The following is a 16,383-nucleotide window of genomic DNA, read 5'->3' as shown; positions in this document are numbered from 1 at the left end:
AAAACTAGAATATTTAGCAAAAGGCGATAAAACCATGGTGTATCTTCAGCTGTGAACAGTCCTGATAAAACGCCGATAAACGACGGCGTCAAGTCTGCTTGGGTACGGCGAGCTTCGACCGACTTACTTCTTAACAACGCATTTTCCAGCCTGTTTATGACATTCGCTTGCTACACCGCCTTGGTATTTGGCTTTGAAACCGATGCTGGAGACAATACAAAACGGGTGCTTTGGATAGTGATGACTATCGTTGTCTTACTTCGCTTTACAGATGTTTTGTATTGGCGGGTAAAATTAAAGAACACTGAGTACAACTTCAACGCGGCGATAACACGCTTTTCCATGGGGCTTTACGTAACCGGCGTTATTTGGGCCCTCTACCCGCTATTACTTTACGCCAAAATGACAACAGCTGAACTTGCAGCAACTATGGTTATTCTTGCGGCCATGTCCGGCGGTGCAGCATCGGTACTTGCCCCGCGAAAGTCACTGGTAATCTTTTATGTTAGCTCGCTACTGCTACCTATCTCTAGCTGCGCATTGCTGGATAATGAAACTACGTTTGTGGTGCTCGGACTGTTGGGGGTTTTCTTTTGGGTCAATATTCTTATTGTGGCGTTTGGCAATCATCGCTTCTATTCTGACACTTTATTGCTTCGCGAGCATAGCAATTACCTTGTCGCTCAAATGCGTAAAGAACGTCAGGAACTTGCCGACGTAAATGAAATACTTCGACAAACTAATGCACGCTTAGATGATGCGAATGCAAACTTAGAGCACCAAGTTGAGACACGTACGGCAGATATTGTCCATTTATCTAATCGCGACTCTTTGACCAGCTTGCTAAATAGAAATGGTTTTTTAAAGCACTTAAACGATTTACTCAACGCCGCACAATCGAGTAGTACTAACCTTGCTCTATTGTTTATCGATTTGGATGGCTTCAAACAGGTTAACGACAGCTTAGGCCATAAAATTGGCGATCTGGTACTGTCTGAAATAGCGTCTCGTTTAACCCATTACTGTGAAACAGACCATTTGGCACGTTGGGGCGGCGATGAATTTGTTGCCGTTTTGCCTTACGCTACCGTAGATACCGCCAAAGCGGTAGCAAACGCAATTCGTGGGGGTGTAAAAGTGCCCATCGTTGCTGCAGAAAACCAAGTGACCCTAGATGCCACAATTGGTATTGCGGTGTATCCCCACCACGGAAACGATGCGCTTTCACTTATTCAGCAAGCTGACTTAACCATGTATGACCAAAAGCGAAAGGTACGTGGCTCTGTAGGGGTATTTGATGAAGAACTGCATGAGAAAATCAAAATAGAACAACAGATGCACGAAGATTTACGGCATGCTATTGGCAACGGGGAGCTATGTGTGTATTACCAACCAATCTTATGCGCGGTAGATAAAAAAGTAACGTCTGTGGAGGCACTATTGCGTTGGGATCGCAATGGCACCAGGGTGTCGCCAGTGATATTTATCCCGCTAGCGGAACGTATTGGTTTGATGCCAGAAATTGGCACTTGGGTATTAAATAGAGCCTGTATAGATGCTTCCCAATGGTCGTTTCCTCAGCCAGTCTCGCTATCTGTCAATGTGTCTATTAATCAACTGCTCGGCGGAGACTTTATCCATTCTCTTAAGCAGGTATTAGACTCAACCAAGCTTACCCCATCTTCACTATCCTTAGAAATTACCGAAAGCGTATTTGCAAAAAATGAAACTGTGGTAGCCAACCAACTTCAGGCAATAAAACAGTTAGGGGTGAAAATCTCTATAGACGACTTTGGAACGGGCTACTCTTCGTTACACCGATTACAGTCCATGCCCTGTGATTTTATAAAGATTGATCGCTCTTTTGTGCAGAATACCGATGAAGGGAGTGGTACTATTGTGCGTGCGACAATGCTCATTGCCCAAGAGTTTGGTTGTAAAACCATTGCAGAAGGCATAGAAACCCACGAACAAGTGGAACGTTTAACTGGGCTTGGGGTAGATTATCTACAAGGGTTTCTTTATTCCAAACCTATGTGCGCAAACGATTTCATTACTTGGTATAACGAAAATTAATAAGCACCATGGCTCAACTATATTTTTACTATTCTGCGATGAATGCAGGAAAATCAACCTCTTTACTTCAATCCGCTTACAATTACCGCGAACGCGGCATGCACTCCCTAATCTATACGGCGTCCCTTGATGACCGCTATGGTATCGGCAAGGTCACGTCTCGAATTGGACTACAGGCCGATGCCAAGTTATACAACGCGAACATCAACCTATTTGACGCGATTAAGCAAGATAATGACACTAAAAAGCTTGATTGTGTATTTATCGACGAAGCTCAGTTTCTCACTAAAGCACAGGTAAGACAGCTGGTAGACGTAGTGGATGAGTTACGCATTCCCGTATTAGCCTATGGACTACGTACCGACTTTTTAGGTGAGACCTTTGAAGGTAGCCACTATTTACTGGCGTGGGCTGACAAGCTTACCGAGCTTAAAACGGTGTGTCACTGCGGCAGAAAAGCGAATTTCGTGGTTAGGTTAGATGGCGAAGGTAACCCTGTGATCGACGGTGATCAGGTACAAATTGGGGGAAATGACCGCTATGAATCTATGTGCAGGCGTCATTTCAGGGCGCTGGTCTGGAATTAATTGCACTCGTTAATTCTAAGGCACAGTAACCGCATCAGTGTTGCTAGCGCTAACACTCCAAGTTCACTGTACCCTAATATAGTTTAAAGAGTTTCTCCTAATTTTAGTTCGAAAGATAACAGGGTATCGTCTTGCGTGGCGTCTAAAAGTGCTGTGGCAGCTATCTCGCCTTTTTGTACGCTTGATTGACAAACGGTAGAAAGGTTTGGGCGTGTCCGCTCGGCTTCTTCAATTCCATCAAAGCCAGTAATTTTAAGGTCTTGCGGCACCTCAAGGCCTTCTGTTAGCGCACATTGAAGCAGCTCTAGGGCGATAATGTCACTCATACACAAAACAGTATTAGGGCGCGGATGGCTATGTAGAACCTCTTTCGCTGCCTGTTTAGCGAAGTTTCTATCGCTTTCTGGAATGTGCCATATCCAATCGCTATCTATATTTACGCCCTTTTCAGAACATGCGCGAAGGTAACCATCTAGACGACGGTGTGAAATAGAAGAATCTGAGCCGATAAGCGGGCTGTCATAAACTCGGCACGTAGTAGGTGAATCTATCAGCCTAAGCCCGAGTATCGCGACATGATCGCCGCCTTTTACCGCTTGGTTGGCTATTTCATAAGCGGCCTGCTCATTGTCAATGTTAACCGACGGTAGCCCTTCGATATTAAAATCTACTGTGATAGCAGGTTTACTTTGTTGGACAATTTCTTGCGCTAGCTTGTGATTTTTCGGCGCGCCGTAGCAAATAAACCCATCAACAAAGTCCACCACATCTAATATAGAAGCCGAGTCTCCGGCATACAAAAGTAAGTGCTTACCTTGTTGCTGAAGTACCTTAGATACACCTTTAATAAAGGTGCTTGCCACTGGGTCGCTCACTGTATAGGCAATACTATCGGCCAACACTAATGCCACAATATTAGAGCGCCCCTTACGTAATATTTGTGCCGCTTTATTAGGGCCGGTATAGCCAATTTTTTCGCATTGGGCAAGAATATCCTCTCGCCGTGCAGCCGATAGCTGGTCTGGCCGATTAAATGCATTTGAAATTGTAGCCGTTGATACACCTAACCGTAACGCAACATCTTTAAGAGTAAGCTTGTCTTTTTTCATTCTTTTCGTTCTTAAGCTAATGAGAAAATGCACGTATGTATGCACTGAAGCGCAATAGCTTATTGTATGGGTAAACAATACAATAAGCTAACTCACTGCGGTCTATCGCAATAATGGCGTAGATTTTTCGCTAAGGCATGTCATGCTGCCTATGTTTTGGGGTGTTTTCGGTAGCTTAGCGAGTACCAAATATCTTATCGCCTGCATCGCCTAAACCAGGCAAAATATAGCCTTTATCATTAAGCTGGTCGTCAATTGCTGCGGTAAAAATATCTACATCTGGATGAGCATCAACCACAGCTTTAATTCCTTCTGGCGCCGCGACTAAAAATAACCCCATGATATTGTGGCAACCTTTCTTTTTTAGCAAGTCAATAGTGGCTATAAGTGTGCCACCGGTGGCTAACATGGGATCAACAATTAACGCAGTACGTTCATCAATATTGTTGACCACTTTATCAAAGTAGGCCACGGGTTGTAGCGTCTCTTCATCGCGATACAAGCCCACCACACTGATCTTAGCGTTAGGAATTAAATTCATTACCCCATCAAGCATACCTAAGCCTGCGCGAAGGATAGGTACAATAGTGATCTTCTTACCTTTAATCTGCTTTACTTCTATCTCGTCACCTGACCAACTTTCAATCTTTGCTTTTTCCGTTGGTAAGGTACGGGTGGCTTCGTAAGTTAAGAGGTTGCCCACTTCAGAGGCCAACTCACGAAAGTCTTTACTACTTATGCTTTCATGGCGCATCAAACCAATTTTATGAGCGATGAGGGGGTGAGTTATTTCGTGAACAGCCATTTCGTGTATCCTTCTATACAATTTCGGCTATTCTACCCTTAACCACCACAATGGCAAAACTAGGCTGAGATATTTTCTCCTACCTTAACAACCCCGCCATCGGGCAGCGTTACTTCTATTTTCAAACTGCCCCCTAGTGCAGCTAAATAGGCAGCTGCCCGTTGTAGAGATACATCTTGAATTCGCTTTGACTCAAGTTTACTCACGCCTGACGCTGTTACGCACAATGCCATTGCGACAACTTCTTGTTTAACTCTATGTTGCTTTCTAATATCGCCTAACGTTAACTCTCTCATTCTTGTATTCCCATTTTTGGGCATAAAAAAAAGCCCAGATGTTTGTAAACTTCTGGGCTTTTGCAAAACGTTCTTACCTTTAATGCCCAGAAGCGGATAACAGCCCCTGAACACTTAGCTTCAGGTGCTATGCGTGGGTAAAATTATAAAAGTAATTAAATACTACGTTTTGCATGTCAATTTCTCTGTAATGAGGTTAAAAAGTAGACGTCTAAATAAAAGGCGCTCTCAGCGCTGATGTCTTATCCTTAACCATACCATCATCTATGGCAATCACAATAACTTTCCATTCTGGAAACCGCCCCAAGGTACATGTAGATAGCAAAAGTATACATTGCCCCGCCCAGCGCGCTTTAGAGGGTCAATTAAACAACGCAATAATAATATTATAATCTCGTCTACTTTACGCAATACTTACACTGAACAGCGCAACTTTAGCCAGACACTTCGTTCTTATCAATATTGTTAATTACAGTAGTGAATTTTATGAGACCTGCACTAAATCGCTTTCTATTCCCTGCCCTAGCGGCCTCAGCATTATTAGCCGGATGCGCGAGTACCCCCCCTATGCCAGAAATGGGAGAAACCTTTTTTGAAACCAAAATAAACAGCGACGGTACCAAGCTTTTTGCGTTTAGCATAGATGTGGGCAGGCCTGAAGGTGGTAAAGGTAAAGGCGGACGAGGGGGTAAGGGGGGCCGTGGGCCAGAACAACGAGGCATGTCTGGACAACAAGGTCCCGATGGCAGTTCTATGGGTGCTGATAGACAAGCAAGAAAAACAGAAACGTTATATGCAGCGCTTGACGAAACACTGGCAACAAATCACTATTGCCGAGAAGGCTACATTGAGATAGATACGCATGAAACTGAAGGGCGGATGCACCTACTCGGTGAGTGCAAAGACACAGCTAATGAATTAGACCGTTTTGATTTTCCTAACCCATAGCCGTTGAAAAACACGTACCCCGTGATGCGTTTTTAAGGCGCGCTAGAAAGTTTTTAACCTCTGGCGTACCTTCTTCGGGGGCCCATGTGGCAAAACCTTTGTCTTCGTTAATCTCATATGGGCCTTGCTTTACTTCCATAAATACCACCGGCGTATGGCATACGGTGGCGTGCCATGTGTTAGGGGGAATTTCAATCGCCTTACAGTCTCCATCGGCGTCCAGAGTAATACGCTCAGTAAGCACAGCGCTTTCATCGAAAAACAGTAATTCGATACTCCCTTCCACTACCATAAAAAACTCCCACTTATGCATTTGTATATGCCGATGTGGCCGCACATAAGAGTCGGGATACATGGCTATAAATAAACGCTGTACAAGGTCGGTGTAAGAATTATGAACGTTTAGGTTCGCACGCTGGCGTGGGCTATTTTGGGCTTCATGCTTTAATTGATTGAGGGTGGTGCTATCGAACACTTGAAGGTTTTGCATTTAACTTAACCCGCTTACAGTTAACGTATTGTCATACCATTTAATAGTAGCTGACATAGCGGGTCAATACGTTAACTGTTTAACGGATGAAAAATCTAGTGTTACGACGAAATAGCGTTTAATTACGCTGCGTCGTAACGGATTAAGAAATAATAAAGCCTATACAGAGAGCTTAGTTAATCCTTCAGAGAGTAGAGATTTAATTTGCTGACCTTCTTCGGTGTCTAAATACGCTTTCGCACCGTCTACAATTTGCATAATTTGTTGCGTATCTAAACCCAAAGCATCAAATTGCTTTTTCAAGTCATTCACCGATTGCAAGGTTTCACTGTAACTTGCTGCTTTATCAAGTAAGCCTGCGAACGCACCCGATGTTGTCATTTCGCTTACATCAGGCACCTGTTGTAAAAGCGAACCTAAACCTGGCAATGCGTCGCCTAGCTGAGATACCTGTTCACTCGATAAGTTTTTTTGTGCGTAATTAAAAATAGACGCTAAACCGCCTGTAGCCTGCTGCTCAGTAATACCTGCCGCTTCGCTAACCGAATCCACCATATCGTCAACATTTGGCGTATTGACCGCTGTTTCAGAGAAACCCAACATATCCTTAAGGGAGTCTAGCCAACCTTCTGCGTGACTTTGTGGAGCAATAAATAGCGCCGAGATTAAAATAAAAGGGGACAGTTTTTTCATGAGGTAAATACTCCGTTTTCTATTGTTTTAATGAACACTGACGTTATTTTCAATAAACAATGAAAACGCAGTTGCTCCTGTTGGAGAACATATTAGCGCGTTTTACTTACAACACAATTAGGCAAAGGGCTATATTGGAAGCTATACACTTTCTTTACAATATAGCCAAAATAGTCGCGAGGGATTACAAGGTTGCGGTTTTTACGTTGGCCAGTTTAGACGGCATCAACATGATACCTGCCGCAAGAGACATTCCATAGCCAGGCCCTTCATTTTCAATCACTGAGCCTGGCAAATAAAAGCGTATGTCTTCTGCTAAACCATATAGCGCTGCATCAATTATTTGCCAGTTTCCGTTATCAAAAACCTCGGTCCATGCGTGTCCATATGCAGTTACGCCAGTAGGATCATCAATTAACACTGTTCCAAACACTACACGCCCTGGTTTGCCCAACGCTCTTACTAATGCCGTGGTAAGCACTGCAAATTCAGTGCAGTCGCCGCTTTTTTGTTTTGCCACCGTAGAGGCAAAATTAAAGCCATGGATATAGGTAGCATCACTAATATACTCACTTACGTAAGCCTGCACTTCATCCACGGAAAAGATCGCTTCGTCAGAGGGCACAAACCCGGAAGTAAACCCCTTCGTGCTTGGCTCGTCCAAATCAATTACAAAAGTGGCAGCGCTATACTGGGGTTTTACTTCTCCCATGTAGCGAGGTCGTAATTCAGTTGTAATGGTAAGTGAGCTATCCGTTACCGCATCAACTTGAATACCTTGCCATTGTTGCATTGCAGCGGCGATCGCCTTTGCATTGCTGGATAACAAGGAAAGGCTAATTCGCTGTCCTAACGGCCCGTTCTGCTCGTTGTCTAACGTAACGTCTACCGTGGCAAAAGAGGGGTCGCTCTGGCTATGTACAAAAGTGACAAACGTAAGCAGCGTAAAAAAAATGATTGCTTTCATTACAAACTCGGTATCCCTTGAGAGTAAATAGACGTCATGTACACGTTAACAGGGCCTTGTGCCATTACACCGTGCTTGAATATACCATGTTCTTCAGCGTAAAAATCTAGCTTCATTGGGCCCATATCAATGGCCATATTCGTGTCTTTTTTGTCGCTAACCTGTCTTAGAGTAATATTCATTGCAGTAACAGGATCGGCGTCCGGGGCCCACATATAAAACTGCGCACTTTGTGCTTCGCCTTCTTGTAAATTAGCGGTTTCCAAGTAGCTACCATAATCGGATAGTAACCAGCCTTCATAAGCGAGTTGTGCCTCAACAGTTTTACCCTGAATATTTCCCTCTACATGCCATTTTGCATCACTACTTTTGATGGCAAATTTTGATGCCATTACACCGTTTTCAATGGTGTAAGTGGAACCATTTATTAAAGAGCCATCTGGGCGACTCCAGGATATATCAGCAGAGTCGGTGCGAGATACGGCGCTGGCGTCTACCGGCACAAGCAGTGAAGTAGTGCTTTGGATCATAATGTCGCCATCAGCATCCTTGGTGTAGCGTTCACTTGCATACCCCATAGGGATGTCATTAATACGCATTTCATATACAGATTGGAAAAATGCGTTATTTTCTGTGCTATTTTCAAACGCACTGACAAAAGAAGCGAAAGTATCGAAAAATGCTTTGCGATACCCTACATCGCTGTGTACACAAACTTGCAGACTATTTTCAGTTTCTGCAGAAAGTGCTTTTATCACCCCTGACGCTTTATTTTCTCCTTCGCCTACGTGATAGAGGGTGTCTAATGACAGATAGGGGGTGCTACCCACCACCCCGGTGTCTACCGCATAGTTATACCGCCCAGTCAGCGGCCTACCGTTTAATTCTGCGGCGCCATCAAGACTTAACCCCACTACGGCATGCATAGAGTTAGCAGGGCCATCATACTCATTGAACACATAACACTCTACCGGCGCGTTGGTGCCAATATCAATAGTGTAATACCAAGTACCTTCAGCATTATCAGCAAGCGCTATATCACCAATAACCTCCGCCTTTACGTTAAAGGGCGCTAAGCTAAACTCACTGGTTGATGTAATAGCCGTTTCCCTAACCATGCTGGTCTGAAACCATTCTGGAAATGACTCAAGCGGAAGTAAATCTTTTGCCGTAGCATTAAATGTAACGGCTATCGCGGCAGCGGGAATAATAGTAGACAGCTTCATTGGCGTCATCCTTGATTGTTATTGTCGTGTTTTAGCACTTTGATGAGGACATGGTTAATAACCAGATTACGCAATTAACATAATTTTTTCCATAATATTACGTAACCGGATATTTCAAGCGCCCGCCGGATGACTGAGTAGGCGCATTTTTTTAAGAAGGGTTAACGCTTTTTCATTCTTCTACTCTGCTCTTGCCTTTTTTCATTCCGTTTTTCCTTTCGAGCATGTTTATCTGGGGTCAGTGAACCTTCTTTGAAGCGCTGCTTTCGCTTTGCTTTTTCCGCTTCTTTTTTTGCCGCTGCTTCCGCTATTTCTATTTTTTCTTGCGCTACCATTTGGGGCGTTTCTAGCGTAATCCGACCTAACTTCCCAGACTGGAGTTCGTTGAGCAAGACTTCGCAAATTTTGTGTAGGTTGACTCTACCACCTGCCATAATGGCGCCACGTTTACGCGCTGCCGCCTCTAAAAATTCCAGTTCTGTAGAGGGCAATTCATCCAGTTTATATGTTGACTTCATTACCTCTGGATAGGCCTTAATTAAATAATCTGCCGCAAAGAAACCCACATCGTCATACTCCATAGCGGTATTTTTTACCGCCCCCGAAGACGCTAGGCGATAAATAGAATGGGGATTTTCTAATTTCGGCCATAGCACCCCTGGGGTATCGAAAAGAATGATGCCATCGCCTAAGTTTATTCGTTGCTGGCTTTTAGTCACAGCTGGCTCATTACCCGTTTTAGCAATAATTCTATCAGCTAGTATATTAATTAGCGTTGATTTGCCTACGTTGGGTATGCCGGTGATCATGGCTTTTATCGCTTTATGCTGCACATCTTTGTGCGCAAACATCGTTTTGATCATAGCCATAATTTGCTTACTCGTGCCCGGTTTATCGCTGGACGTCGTAATCGTTTTCACCCCCCTTTCAGACTCTAAGTAAGTTTGCCATTGCGCGGTAATATCAGGGTCGGCTAAATCATATTTATTGAGAATTTTTATACATGGCTTATCACCACGAATTTTTGCAATTTCAGGGTTTTCACTTGAATAGGGAATGCGCGCATCGAGTACTTCAATTAACACATCTACCTGACTAAGAGACTCTTTAATCTCTTTTAGGGCTTTATGCATATGCCCTGGAAACCATTGTAACGCCACGTTATTTTCCTTTATCGGTCGACAGGAACTGTGATTATCCGCGCCCCTGACCAAACTGTTTTAAGTTAAACATTACTGTGATAGCTGATACACGCAAATATTAACCGCACTCGCCAAATTTAATGAGTCAATTTTACCACTGCCTGCAATAGTAAAGCCGTGTGCCCCTACACGCAGAAGCGCATCTCGTGGAACACCTCGGGCCTCATTGCCAAATAGATAACATTGATAAGCATTAAACTGACTATCTGAAATAGCTGTTCCTTGCATATCTAAATAGGCGAATTCACTAAATCGGCTTTCTAGCGTGGCTAAACTTACCTCTAATTCAATAGGCACGTGAAAAATAGCCCCCATGCTGGCCCTTACCACTTTAGAGTTAAAAGGGTCTACACTGTTAGGGCTTAGCATTAAGCTGAAATTGCCAAACCACGCTAACGATCGCAATATCGTACCCAAGTTTCCTGGGTCTTGTACTTCATGTAAATAGATATACTTCGACGCCGCGCTGCGGTTGGTAATGGTTTTATTATCGGGCAAGGGCACACAGGCTATTATCCCCTGAGGCGTTTTTGTATCGCTTATTTGTGCCATTTGTTTTTCTGTTACCACTAGGATAGTAAAATCACTGGCTACATTTTTCGCCCACCCAAGGTAGTCTTCGGTTACATAAAGTGTGATGGATGCGTCTTTATCACCCAAGGCCTTTACGAGTTCTAAAACCAAGTGTTCGCCTTCTACCAGATAATGTTTGAATTGGTTTCGGTATTTTTTCTGATGCAGTTTTTTTACGTCTTCTAATTTCATGTTAATCACTTACGTGTTTATTCGTGCCTGTTAAATTAGGCCCTGCAATCGCCTGTGCTAAAAGCGCGACACTTTACACTATCATCGGTTAACTGTAATTGCCTTTTATGGAAAAGTCCCGCCTACTGCCACAATAGGTAAAGAATACCCTCTTCTATTGAGTAGCCAACTATAACTCCAGCCAAATTCTGGCAATCACTAATTAAAAGTTGAGCTTAGCGTAATACCCTTTCACACTGGTAAAAAATAATGAGGAACTTTACATGTCTTTTAATGTAACCATAGAGAACGAGATTGCGCTTATTACCTTCGATGATGGCAAAGTGAACGCAGTAGGCTTTGACCTAATCGCACAATTCAATGACGCGCTTGATAAAGCAGAGCGTGAAGCTAAGGTTGTTGTAATGTACGGCGGCGAAAGTAAATTTTGCGGTGGCTTCGACCTTAGCGTAATGAAAGGCGACGACAAAGAAAATCAAATAAAGCTTGTAGCACAGGGGGCTAAGTTAATAAAACGCCTTTACGGTTTTGCTAAACCTGTAGTAATGGCGGCCGAAGGCCACAGCATTGCACTTGGCGCAGTATTTTTATTGGCCGGCGACTTGCGTATTGGTAAACAGGGAGAAGTTAAATACGGACTGAATGAAACTGCCATTGGTATGGTGTTGCCTAACTTCTGGATGGATTTGGCTAAAGACCGGTTAGCCCCCACGTCAGTAACGGAAGCTTTACTGTTTTCTCGCCTCTATAAAGGGGAAGAAGCTGTAACGGCAGGTTACTTAGATATGGCCCTTCCTCAGGATAAGATATTACCTACCGCCATGGCCTATGCCAAGCAACTCAAACAGCTTCCTGCTTCTTCTTTTGCTGAATCTAAGCGCCAACTCCGCCAACACACATTGGCAAAAATGGACGTCTAGTATATCTATTACTTGTCCCTATCTATGTTGCCTTTGTGTGCCGCAACAGGTTGCTAGATTGATCTCTAGCTGCCCTTTGCGGCTATAATTAAATAGCGCTTCGCTCATCGTAGTCGGTTTGAATAACGGGTTCATACTCTATTCAGGCTGGAGACGTAGACTTGTGTTTGTGATGCCGTTACGGTTTATTTAATAAGGAGTATTCATGCAATTAAAAATATGGACAGTTATCTCTGCCCTAGCCTTGGTTTCTGGCTGTGTTAGCGACCCTAAACCAGCCTCACCGGCACCCGTATTAGAGGGACAATGGCAAGTAGAAGATATTAATAATTCAGGCGTAATAGACAGTAGCTTTATAACCTTGAATGTTACGGGCAATACTGTCTCAGGTAGTGCGGGTTGTAATAACTTCACCGGTAGCATTACCCAATCGGTAGATACGATTTCTATTAGTAAATTAACCCTAACCCGTAAGATGTGCCCGCCCGCATTGATGCAGCAAGAGCAAAAATACATGCAAGCATTAAGTAGTATAAAACAGGTAGATCAACGCACGGACAAACCCTGGGTATTTCTGACAAATGAAAGTGCCGAGGTAAGCATTAAGCTGGTAGCAACGGCTACTAATACCGAGACTGCCGCCAGGGCAAAACAGGATAACAGCGCCCCTGTTCGCCACCAATATAACTGTAATAACGTAGGCGATATAACCATGTCATTCGTGGGCCCTGAAGCGATAACACTTACGTTGCCGGAAGAATCTTTGGTGTTGAAACGTGAAAGAAGCGCCTCAGGTGCACGTTACGTAGCTGAACAAGCATACTTTTGGAATAAGGGAAATACAGCGACCTTGTCATACGAGGGTACTGAGTATTCATGCACAAAGTTATAGACAACCGCGAGTAAGTCAGTTTTTTTAACGAAACGTCCACGCCACAAAACGGCTCTGCTTTTGCCCCTGCCCCATATCAACGTGTTTAAGACAGGTGGCACCATAATAGTTGACGCTTGTGGCGATGGGCTTTAAATGCGCGCTTTTAGACACCAAGCAAGTAAACCAAGCGATATTGTTTTTTACCTGCACACTTTCCTTTATCATCTGTTGAATAAACGCTAACTCCCCGCCTTCACACCATAGTTCGTTAGCCTGCCCAGCAAAATTTACGTTTGCCTGCCCTGCGTATTTTATTCCACGCGCACCACGCTTTTTCTGGTTACGAGCAAGGTTCGAAGTTTTAACCTTCGTTCCCCGCTTAGCTTCTTCGGCAGATTTATGAAAAGGCGGGTTACACATGCTAAACGCAAAGTCATCATCGTCTTTCACTATGCCTTTAAAGATAAACTGCTTATTTGTTTGATGACGGGTTGTAAAAAGCCCGTTTAATTTAGGGTTTTGCTCAATTAGCTTTTCACAGTTATTGATTGCGCTTTTATCAATGTCGCTACCCACAAAAGCCCACCCGTAGGATTGACTGCCTATTATAGGGTAAACCCCATTTGCCCCCACACCAATATCAAGCCCCTTTACCTCCTTTCCTGTGAGCATATGCCCGTTATTGTCAGAGGCTAATAAATCTGCAATACCATGAATGTAATCAGCTCTGCCGGGAATTGGCGGGCATAAATAGCCCAGCGGAATGTCCCATTTCGGGACATTATAATAATGCGCTAACAACGCTGCATTGAGCGTTTTAACCGCCTTAGGGTTAGCAAAATCAATACTCAGACGCCCTCCCTTCGCTTTGACTATATACTCACTAAGGGCGGGATAAACGTGTTGCAGCCTACCCATAGGATAACCGTTTTTATGAAGGTTTCTTGAATGCATTTACCACTACTTCTCGCTAATTAGATACGAAGGCGCGCACAAAGCCCCCAATATTATGGCTGTTATCAAATACAGTTAGTCTACCCACGTCATACGCCAAAAGACAGAGTTCCTTAGTTATAAGCGCTATCTTTCGCCAACTACATATAGGCGCAGTTTTTAACGCTGCTTTCCACTGCTGTTTTAAATTAAGAAGAGGACGGTAACCCCAAAGAAAGACCGGTAAGGGTTCAAAACGCTTAGCTATAGGGGCTTAGCTATAAGGGCTTAGTGATTAAGCCAAATACTAATGGGCATATATGAGGTATCGGTGCAAAGGCCAAAACTAACGCATACCAATACAGAGGTATTTACGTTTAACACAAACGTATTAAAAACAACTATGAAAAGAGGGATTGCTTAGGTGTGGGGGGTATTTGTAGTAGGTAGTAGGTTGAGTATCAGGCCTACTCGCCGAGTAGGCCATGAAACTGTAAACATAAAAGCAATATTATTGCTAAATCTTCTCTTTATTATTCAGAGAAACTACGAACTACCACATTGTCTGTGCGGTATTCACGGGCGAAGTCAGAAATTTGTTTGTTGTTACAAATAATGTTTTCACCTTCTAGCTGGTATTGCGCTAGCGCTTGATCAGCACCTACTGAGATTGCTGCTAGGCATGCTTTAGATGCAGTGTCTTCATTTTTCGCTACTAGCGCCACGGTTTTCACGCTCGCTTTCGCTGTTGTGTTGCTATACATGTGAGCAAAGCTTCTTAAGCTTTCGCCATTACAACGTACTGATGCACTGAATTCGTCAGCATCAAACCCGCTTTTTCTAATAAAGCGAAGCGCCGGTCCATAACCTTCGTTTGCCGCTGTTAAACATGCTTTAGTTTCGATATTTGCGTTTGCAGGCTTAAGTACCACGTCTTTCGCGAAAGACTGAGTAGCAGCTACGGTAAAAGTAAGTGCAAGAGCTAATGTAGACAGTTTCATTTCGGTATTTCCTATTTCGTAATTAAATTAGATTTTCATCAAACCACGAGACTATTATGCCCCGTTCAGTGGAGAAATAAAGTACTTTATGTAATTTTATTACGAAATAAGTGAAATAAAACGAAAGTATCACCACAAAACTGAAAGTTATTTACATAATTTAACATTGTTTTCGATTTAGATAACAAAAACAGCATTTTTGTTACCTCACGCACTGTCAATGGTGATGTATTTTTATCCACAGGCAATACTCTGCACTTCTTATTGAAAGAGGCAGAGCCTAAAGGGCGATGAGAAAATAAGGGAAGCAGCAGTCCAAAGTGAGCCTCGCACTGCTGCTTGAGCTGGGTTATTAAAGGATTAAATCATGCATCCAGTTTAGCGAGGGTAACTGGAGTTCAGGCTGATAGAATAAGCGGTTAAGCCTTCCAAGTAAGTTTACCGGCCTACTAGGATCATGAGATTTTACTCGGTGCTGACTTTCTGTTTGCAAAAACTCCCAAGGCTGAAGATTTAACTCGTCAACTTCGGCTTGTTTAACGCCCAGTGAGGCCAAGGTAGATAAAATACGCTCGGTTTTACTCTCAGTAATGGGTAAAATGCTGCTACTGTATAAATCGTTTAATGGCGCTCCGATAGCCGCTAACGTATGGTAAATGGCCTCCCACACCATATCGTGGTCGAATTCCCATCCGGCAGGGGCGTAATACCCTTCTATTTCCCATTCGAGTTCCGCGTTGCTCGCTGCAATAGAACTTTCTACTTGTGGTGAATAGGATAAATCAGGTTGAGCGCCTATATTGTAAGCGTCCACACTCATAGCAATGCAGATGATCAAATCACCACATTTCACTTTGTTTTGATAAAGGGCTTCAAAGGCAGCTCGTTTAACCCCCATCCAACCGTGCACGCGTGAAGGCTCAGCAACAAATTGGCGTACCTCATGGGGTAAATCTTCACCATACTTATTGATTAACAAAGGTAATGGGCTTTTATCAGGTGCTTCGTCAGGCATCCATACTTCATACTCTTGCCTGTCGTCGGCCTTACCTCTGCTTTTTATGCCATATGACAAATTAACCGGGCGACAAATGCTTCTATCTTCATCCACTTTATGGAAATACTCTGAGCGCATACGCTTGATAAAGGGCGCATCTAAACCCGCCAATGCAGCGGTAGGATAGCGATAACCAATCTCACTATGCTCTACCATAGTCAAACCCGGTATAATCTCTGCCAACTTCGTTTTAACGCCTTCTAAAACATTAACCTTTGGCACAACAATACTGCGCTCAGGCTCTATAGTTAAACGGCTTCCATCTTCAGTAACAAACTTTGGGGTTTTATAAAACTCATAACCAGATACACCAAGTGCCTCCACTGCTGCATTACGATAAGCAGACAGGTCACTAAAAAGCGCAGTATGGTTTTTAATATGTTTAAACAACGGGCGGTGTATTTTCATACTTCTTAATCCATCGGAAAGCCAAT

At 43.5% G+C, this 16,383-nt stretch carries 17 protein-coding genes; 5 read left to right on the top strand and 12 right to left on the bottom strand.

Annotation, left to right across the window (positions count from 1 at the left end):
* Positions 1-51: 51 nt before the first annotated feature.
* Together GTH32_RS09330 and GTH32_RS09325 are read left to right on the top strand one after the other, a co-directional pair.
* A complete protein-coding gene (locus tag GTH32_RS09330) occupies positions 52-2,076 on the top strand; it encodes a putative bifunctional diguanylate cyclase/phosphodiesterase (protein WP_343033419.1) in 2,025 nt (674 codons plus the stop codon).
* A gap of 8 nt (positions 2,077-2,084) precedes the next feature.
* Positions 2,085-2,663 (top strand): thymidine kinase, encoded by a 579-nt coding sequence (locus tag GTH32_RS09325; protein ID WP_163085025.1) that lies wholly within the window; start codon positions 2,085-2,087, stop codon positions 2,661-2,663.
* Positions 2,664-2,746: 83 nt separating this feature from the next.
* Here the strand turns inward: GTH32_RS09325 and GTH32_RS09320 are convergent, their stop codons facing one another.
* From GTH32_RS09320 to GTH32_RS09310, 3 genes are all read right to left on the bottom strand, one after another.
* On the bottom strand, positions 2,747-3,772 hold the full coding sequence (locus GTH32_RS09320) for a LacI family DNA-binding transcriptional regulator (protein WP_163085023.1): 1,026 nt from the start codon (positions 3,770-3,772) through the stop codon (positions 2,747-2,749).
* 175 nt (positions 3,773-3,947) lie between these two features.
* On the bottom strand, positions 3,948-4,577 hold the full coding sequence (gene upp / locus GTH32_RS09315; protein ID WP_163085021.1) for a uracil phosphoribosyltransferase: 630 nt from the start codon (positions 4,575-4,577) through the stop codon (positions 3,948-3,950).
* Positions 4,578-4,636: 59 nt separating this feature from the next.
* Positions 4,637-4,873 carry a helix-turn-helix domain-containing protein gene (locus GTH32_RS09310; RefSeq protein WP_163085020.1) on the bottom strand — a complete coding sequence of 79 codons (237 nt, stop codon included), beginning with the start codon at positions 4,871-4,873 and terminating at the stop codon, positions 4,637-4,639.
* A gap of 486 nt (positions 4,874-5,359) precedes the next feature.
* Between GTH32_RS09310 and GTH32_RS09305 the strand changes: the two genes are divergently transcribed.
* A complete protein-coding gene (locus GTH32_RS09305; RefSeq protein ID WP_246223204.1) occupies positions 5,360-5,821 on the top strand; it encodes a hypothetical protein in 462 nt (153 codons plus the stop codon).
* Here GTH32_RS09305 and GTH32_RS09300 read toward each other — a convergent pair.
* The 6 genes from GTH32_RS09300 to GTH32_RS09275 all read right to left on the bottom strand — a co-directional run bounded on the left by GTH32_RS09300 (position 5,811) and on the right by GTH32_RS09275 (position 11,164).
* Positions 5,811-6,311, bottom strand: coding sequence for a WbuC family cupin fold metalloprotein (locus GTH32_RS09300; RefSeq protein ID WP_163085019.1), 501 nt, complete (start codon positions 6,309-6,311; stop codon positions 5,811-5,813). The genes GTH32_RS09305 and GTH32_RS09300 overlap by 11 nt on opposite strands.
* A 159-nt stretch (positions 6,312-6,470) precedes the next feature.
* Positions 6,471-7,004: a DUF2780 domain-containing protein gene (locus GTH32_RS09295; RefSeq protein ID WP_163085017.1), complete on the bottom strand. Its 534-nt coding sequence runs from the start codon at positions 7,002-7,004 to the stop codon at positions 6,471-6,473.
* A 184-nt stretch (positions 7,005-7,188) separates the two neighbouring features.
* The gene (locus GTH32_RS09290; RefSeq protein ID WP_163085015.1) at positions 7,189-7,971 is read right to left on the bottom strand and encodes a transglutaminase-like domain-containing protein; all 783 of its coding nucleotides are present in this window, start codon (positions 7,969-7,971) and stop codon (positions 7,189-7,191) included.
* Positions 7,971-9,197, bottom strand: coding sequence for a hypothetical protein (locus GTH32_RS09285; protein ID WP_163085014.1), 1,227 nt, complete (start codon positions 9,195-9,197; stop codon positions 7,971-7,973). Before GTH32_RS09285 ends, GTH32_RS09290 begins: the two co-directional genes overlap by 1 nt.
* A 161-nt stretch (positions 9,198-9,358) precedes the next feature.
* On the bottom strand, positions 9,359-10,357 hold the full coding sequence (ylqF, locus tag GTH32_RS09280) for a ribosome biogenesis GTPase YlqF (protein ID WP_163085012.1): 999 nt from the start codon (positions 10,355-10,357) through the stop codon (positions 9,359-9,361).
* A 72-nt stretch (positions 10,358-10,429) separates the two neighbouring features.
* Positions 10,430-11,164: a TrmH family RNA methyltransferase gene (locus tag GTH32_RS09275; RefSeq protein WP_163085010.1), complete on the bottom strand. Its 735-nt coding sequence runs from the start codon at positions 11,162-11,164 to the stop codon at positions 10,430-10,432.
* Between the two features lie 263 nt (positions 11,165-11,427).
* On the opposite strand from GTH32_RS09275, the gene GTH32_RS09270 reads away from it, so the two are divergent.
* Together GTH32_RS09270 and GTH32_RS09265 are read left to right on the top strand one after the other, a co-directional pair.
* A complete protein-coding gene (locus tag GTH32_RS09270) occupies positions 11,428-12,084 on the top strand; it encodes a crotonase/enoyl-CoA hydratase family protein (protein WP_163085008.1) in 657 nt (218 codons plus the stop codon).
* A gap of 205 nt (positions 12,085-12,289) precedes the next feature.
* Positions 12,290-12,976 (top strand): META domain-containing protein, encoded by a 687-nt coding sequence (locus GTH32_RS09265; protein ID WP_163085006.1) that lies wholly within the window; start codon positions 12,290-12,292, stop codon positions 12,974-12,976.
* A 24-nt stretch (positions 12,977-13,000) separates the two neighbouring features.
* Here GTH32_RS09265 and rlmF read toward each other — a convergent pair whose 3' ends face one another.
* The 3 genes from rlmF to GTH32_RS09250 all read right to left on the bottom strand — a co-directional run bounded on the left by rlmF (position 13,001) and on the right by GTH32_RS09250 (position 16,357).
* Positions 13,001-13,912 carry a 23S rRNA (adenine(1618)-N(6))-methyltransferase RlmF gene (gene rlmF, locus GTH32_RS09260; RefSeq protein ID WP_163085004.1) on the bottom strand — a complete coding sequence of 304 codons (912 nt, stop codon included), beginning with the start codon at positions 13,910-13,912 and terminating at the stop codon, positions 13,001-13,003.
* A 512-nt stretch (positions 13,913-14,424) separates the two neighbouring features.
* Positions 14,425-14,892: a DUF3718 domain-containing protein gene (locus tag GTH32_RS09255; RefSeq protein ID WP_163085002.1), complete on the bottom strand. Its 468-nt coding sequence runs from the start codon at positions 14,890-14,892 to the stop codon at positions 14,425-14,427.
* Positions 14,893-15,244: 352 nt separating this feature from the next.
* Positions 15,245-16,357 (bottom strand): hypothetical protein, encoded by a 1,113-nt coding sequence (locus GTH32_RS09250; RefSeq protein WP_163085000.1) that lies wholly within the window; start codon positions 16,355-16,357, stop codon positions 15,245-15,247.
* Positions 16,358-16,383: the final 26 nt, after the last annotated feature.

It is taken from the genome of Alteromonas profundi, from assembly GCF_010500865.1.
In the GTDB taxonomy this organism is placed as follows: domain Bacteria; phylum Pseudomonadota; class Gammaproteobacteria; order Enterobacterales; family Alteromonadaceae; genus Alteromonas; species Alteromonas profundi.
Note: the sequence above shows the minus strand (reverse complement) of the source record. Positions and strands in the feature narration are given on the sequence as shown.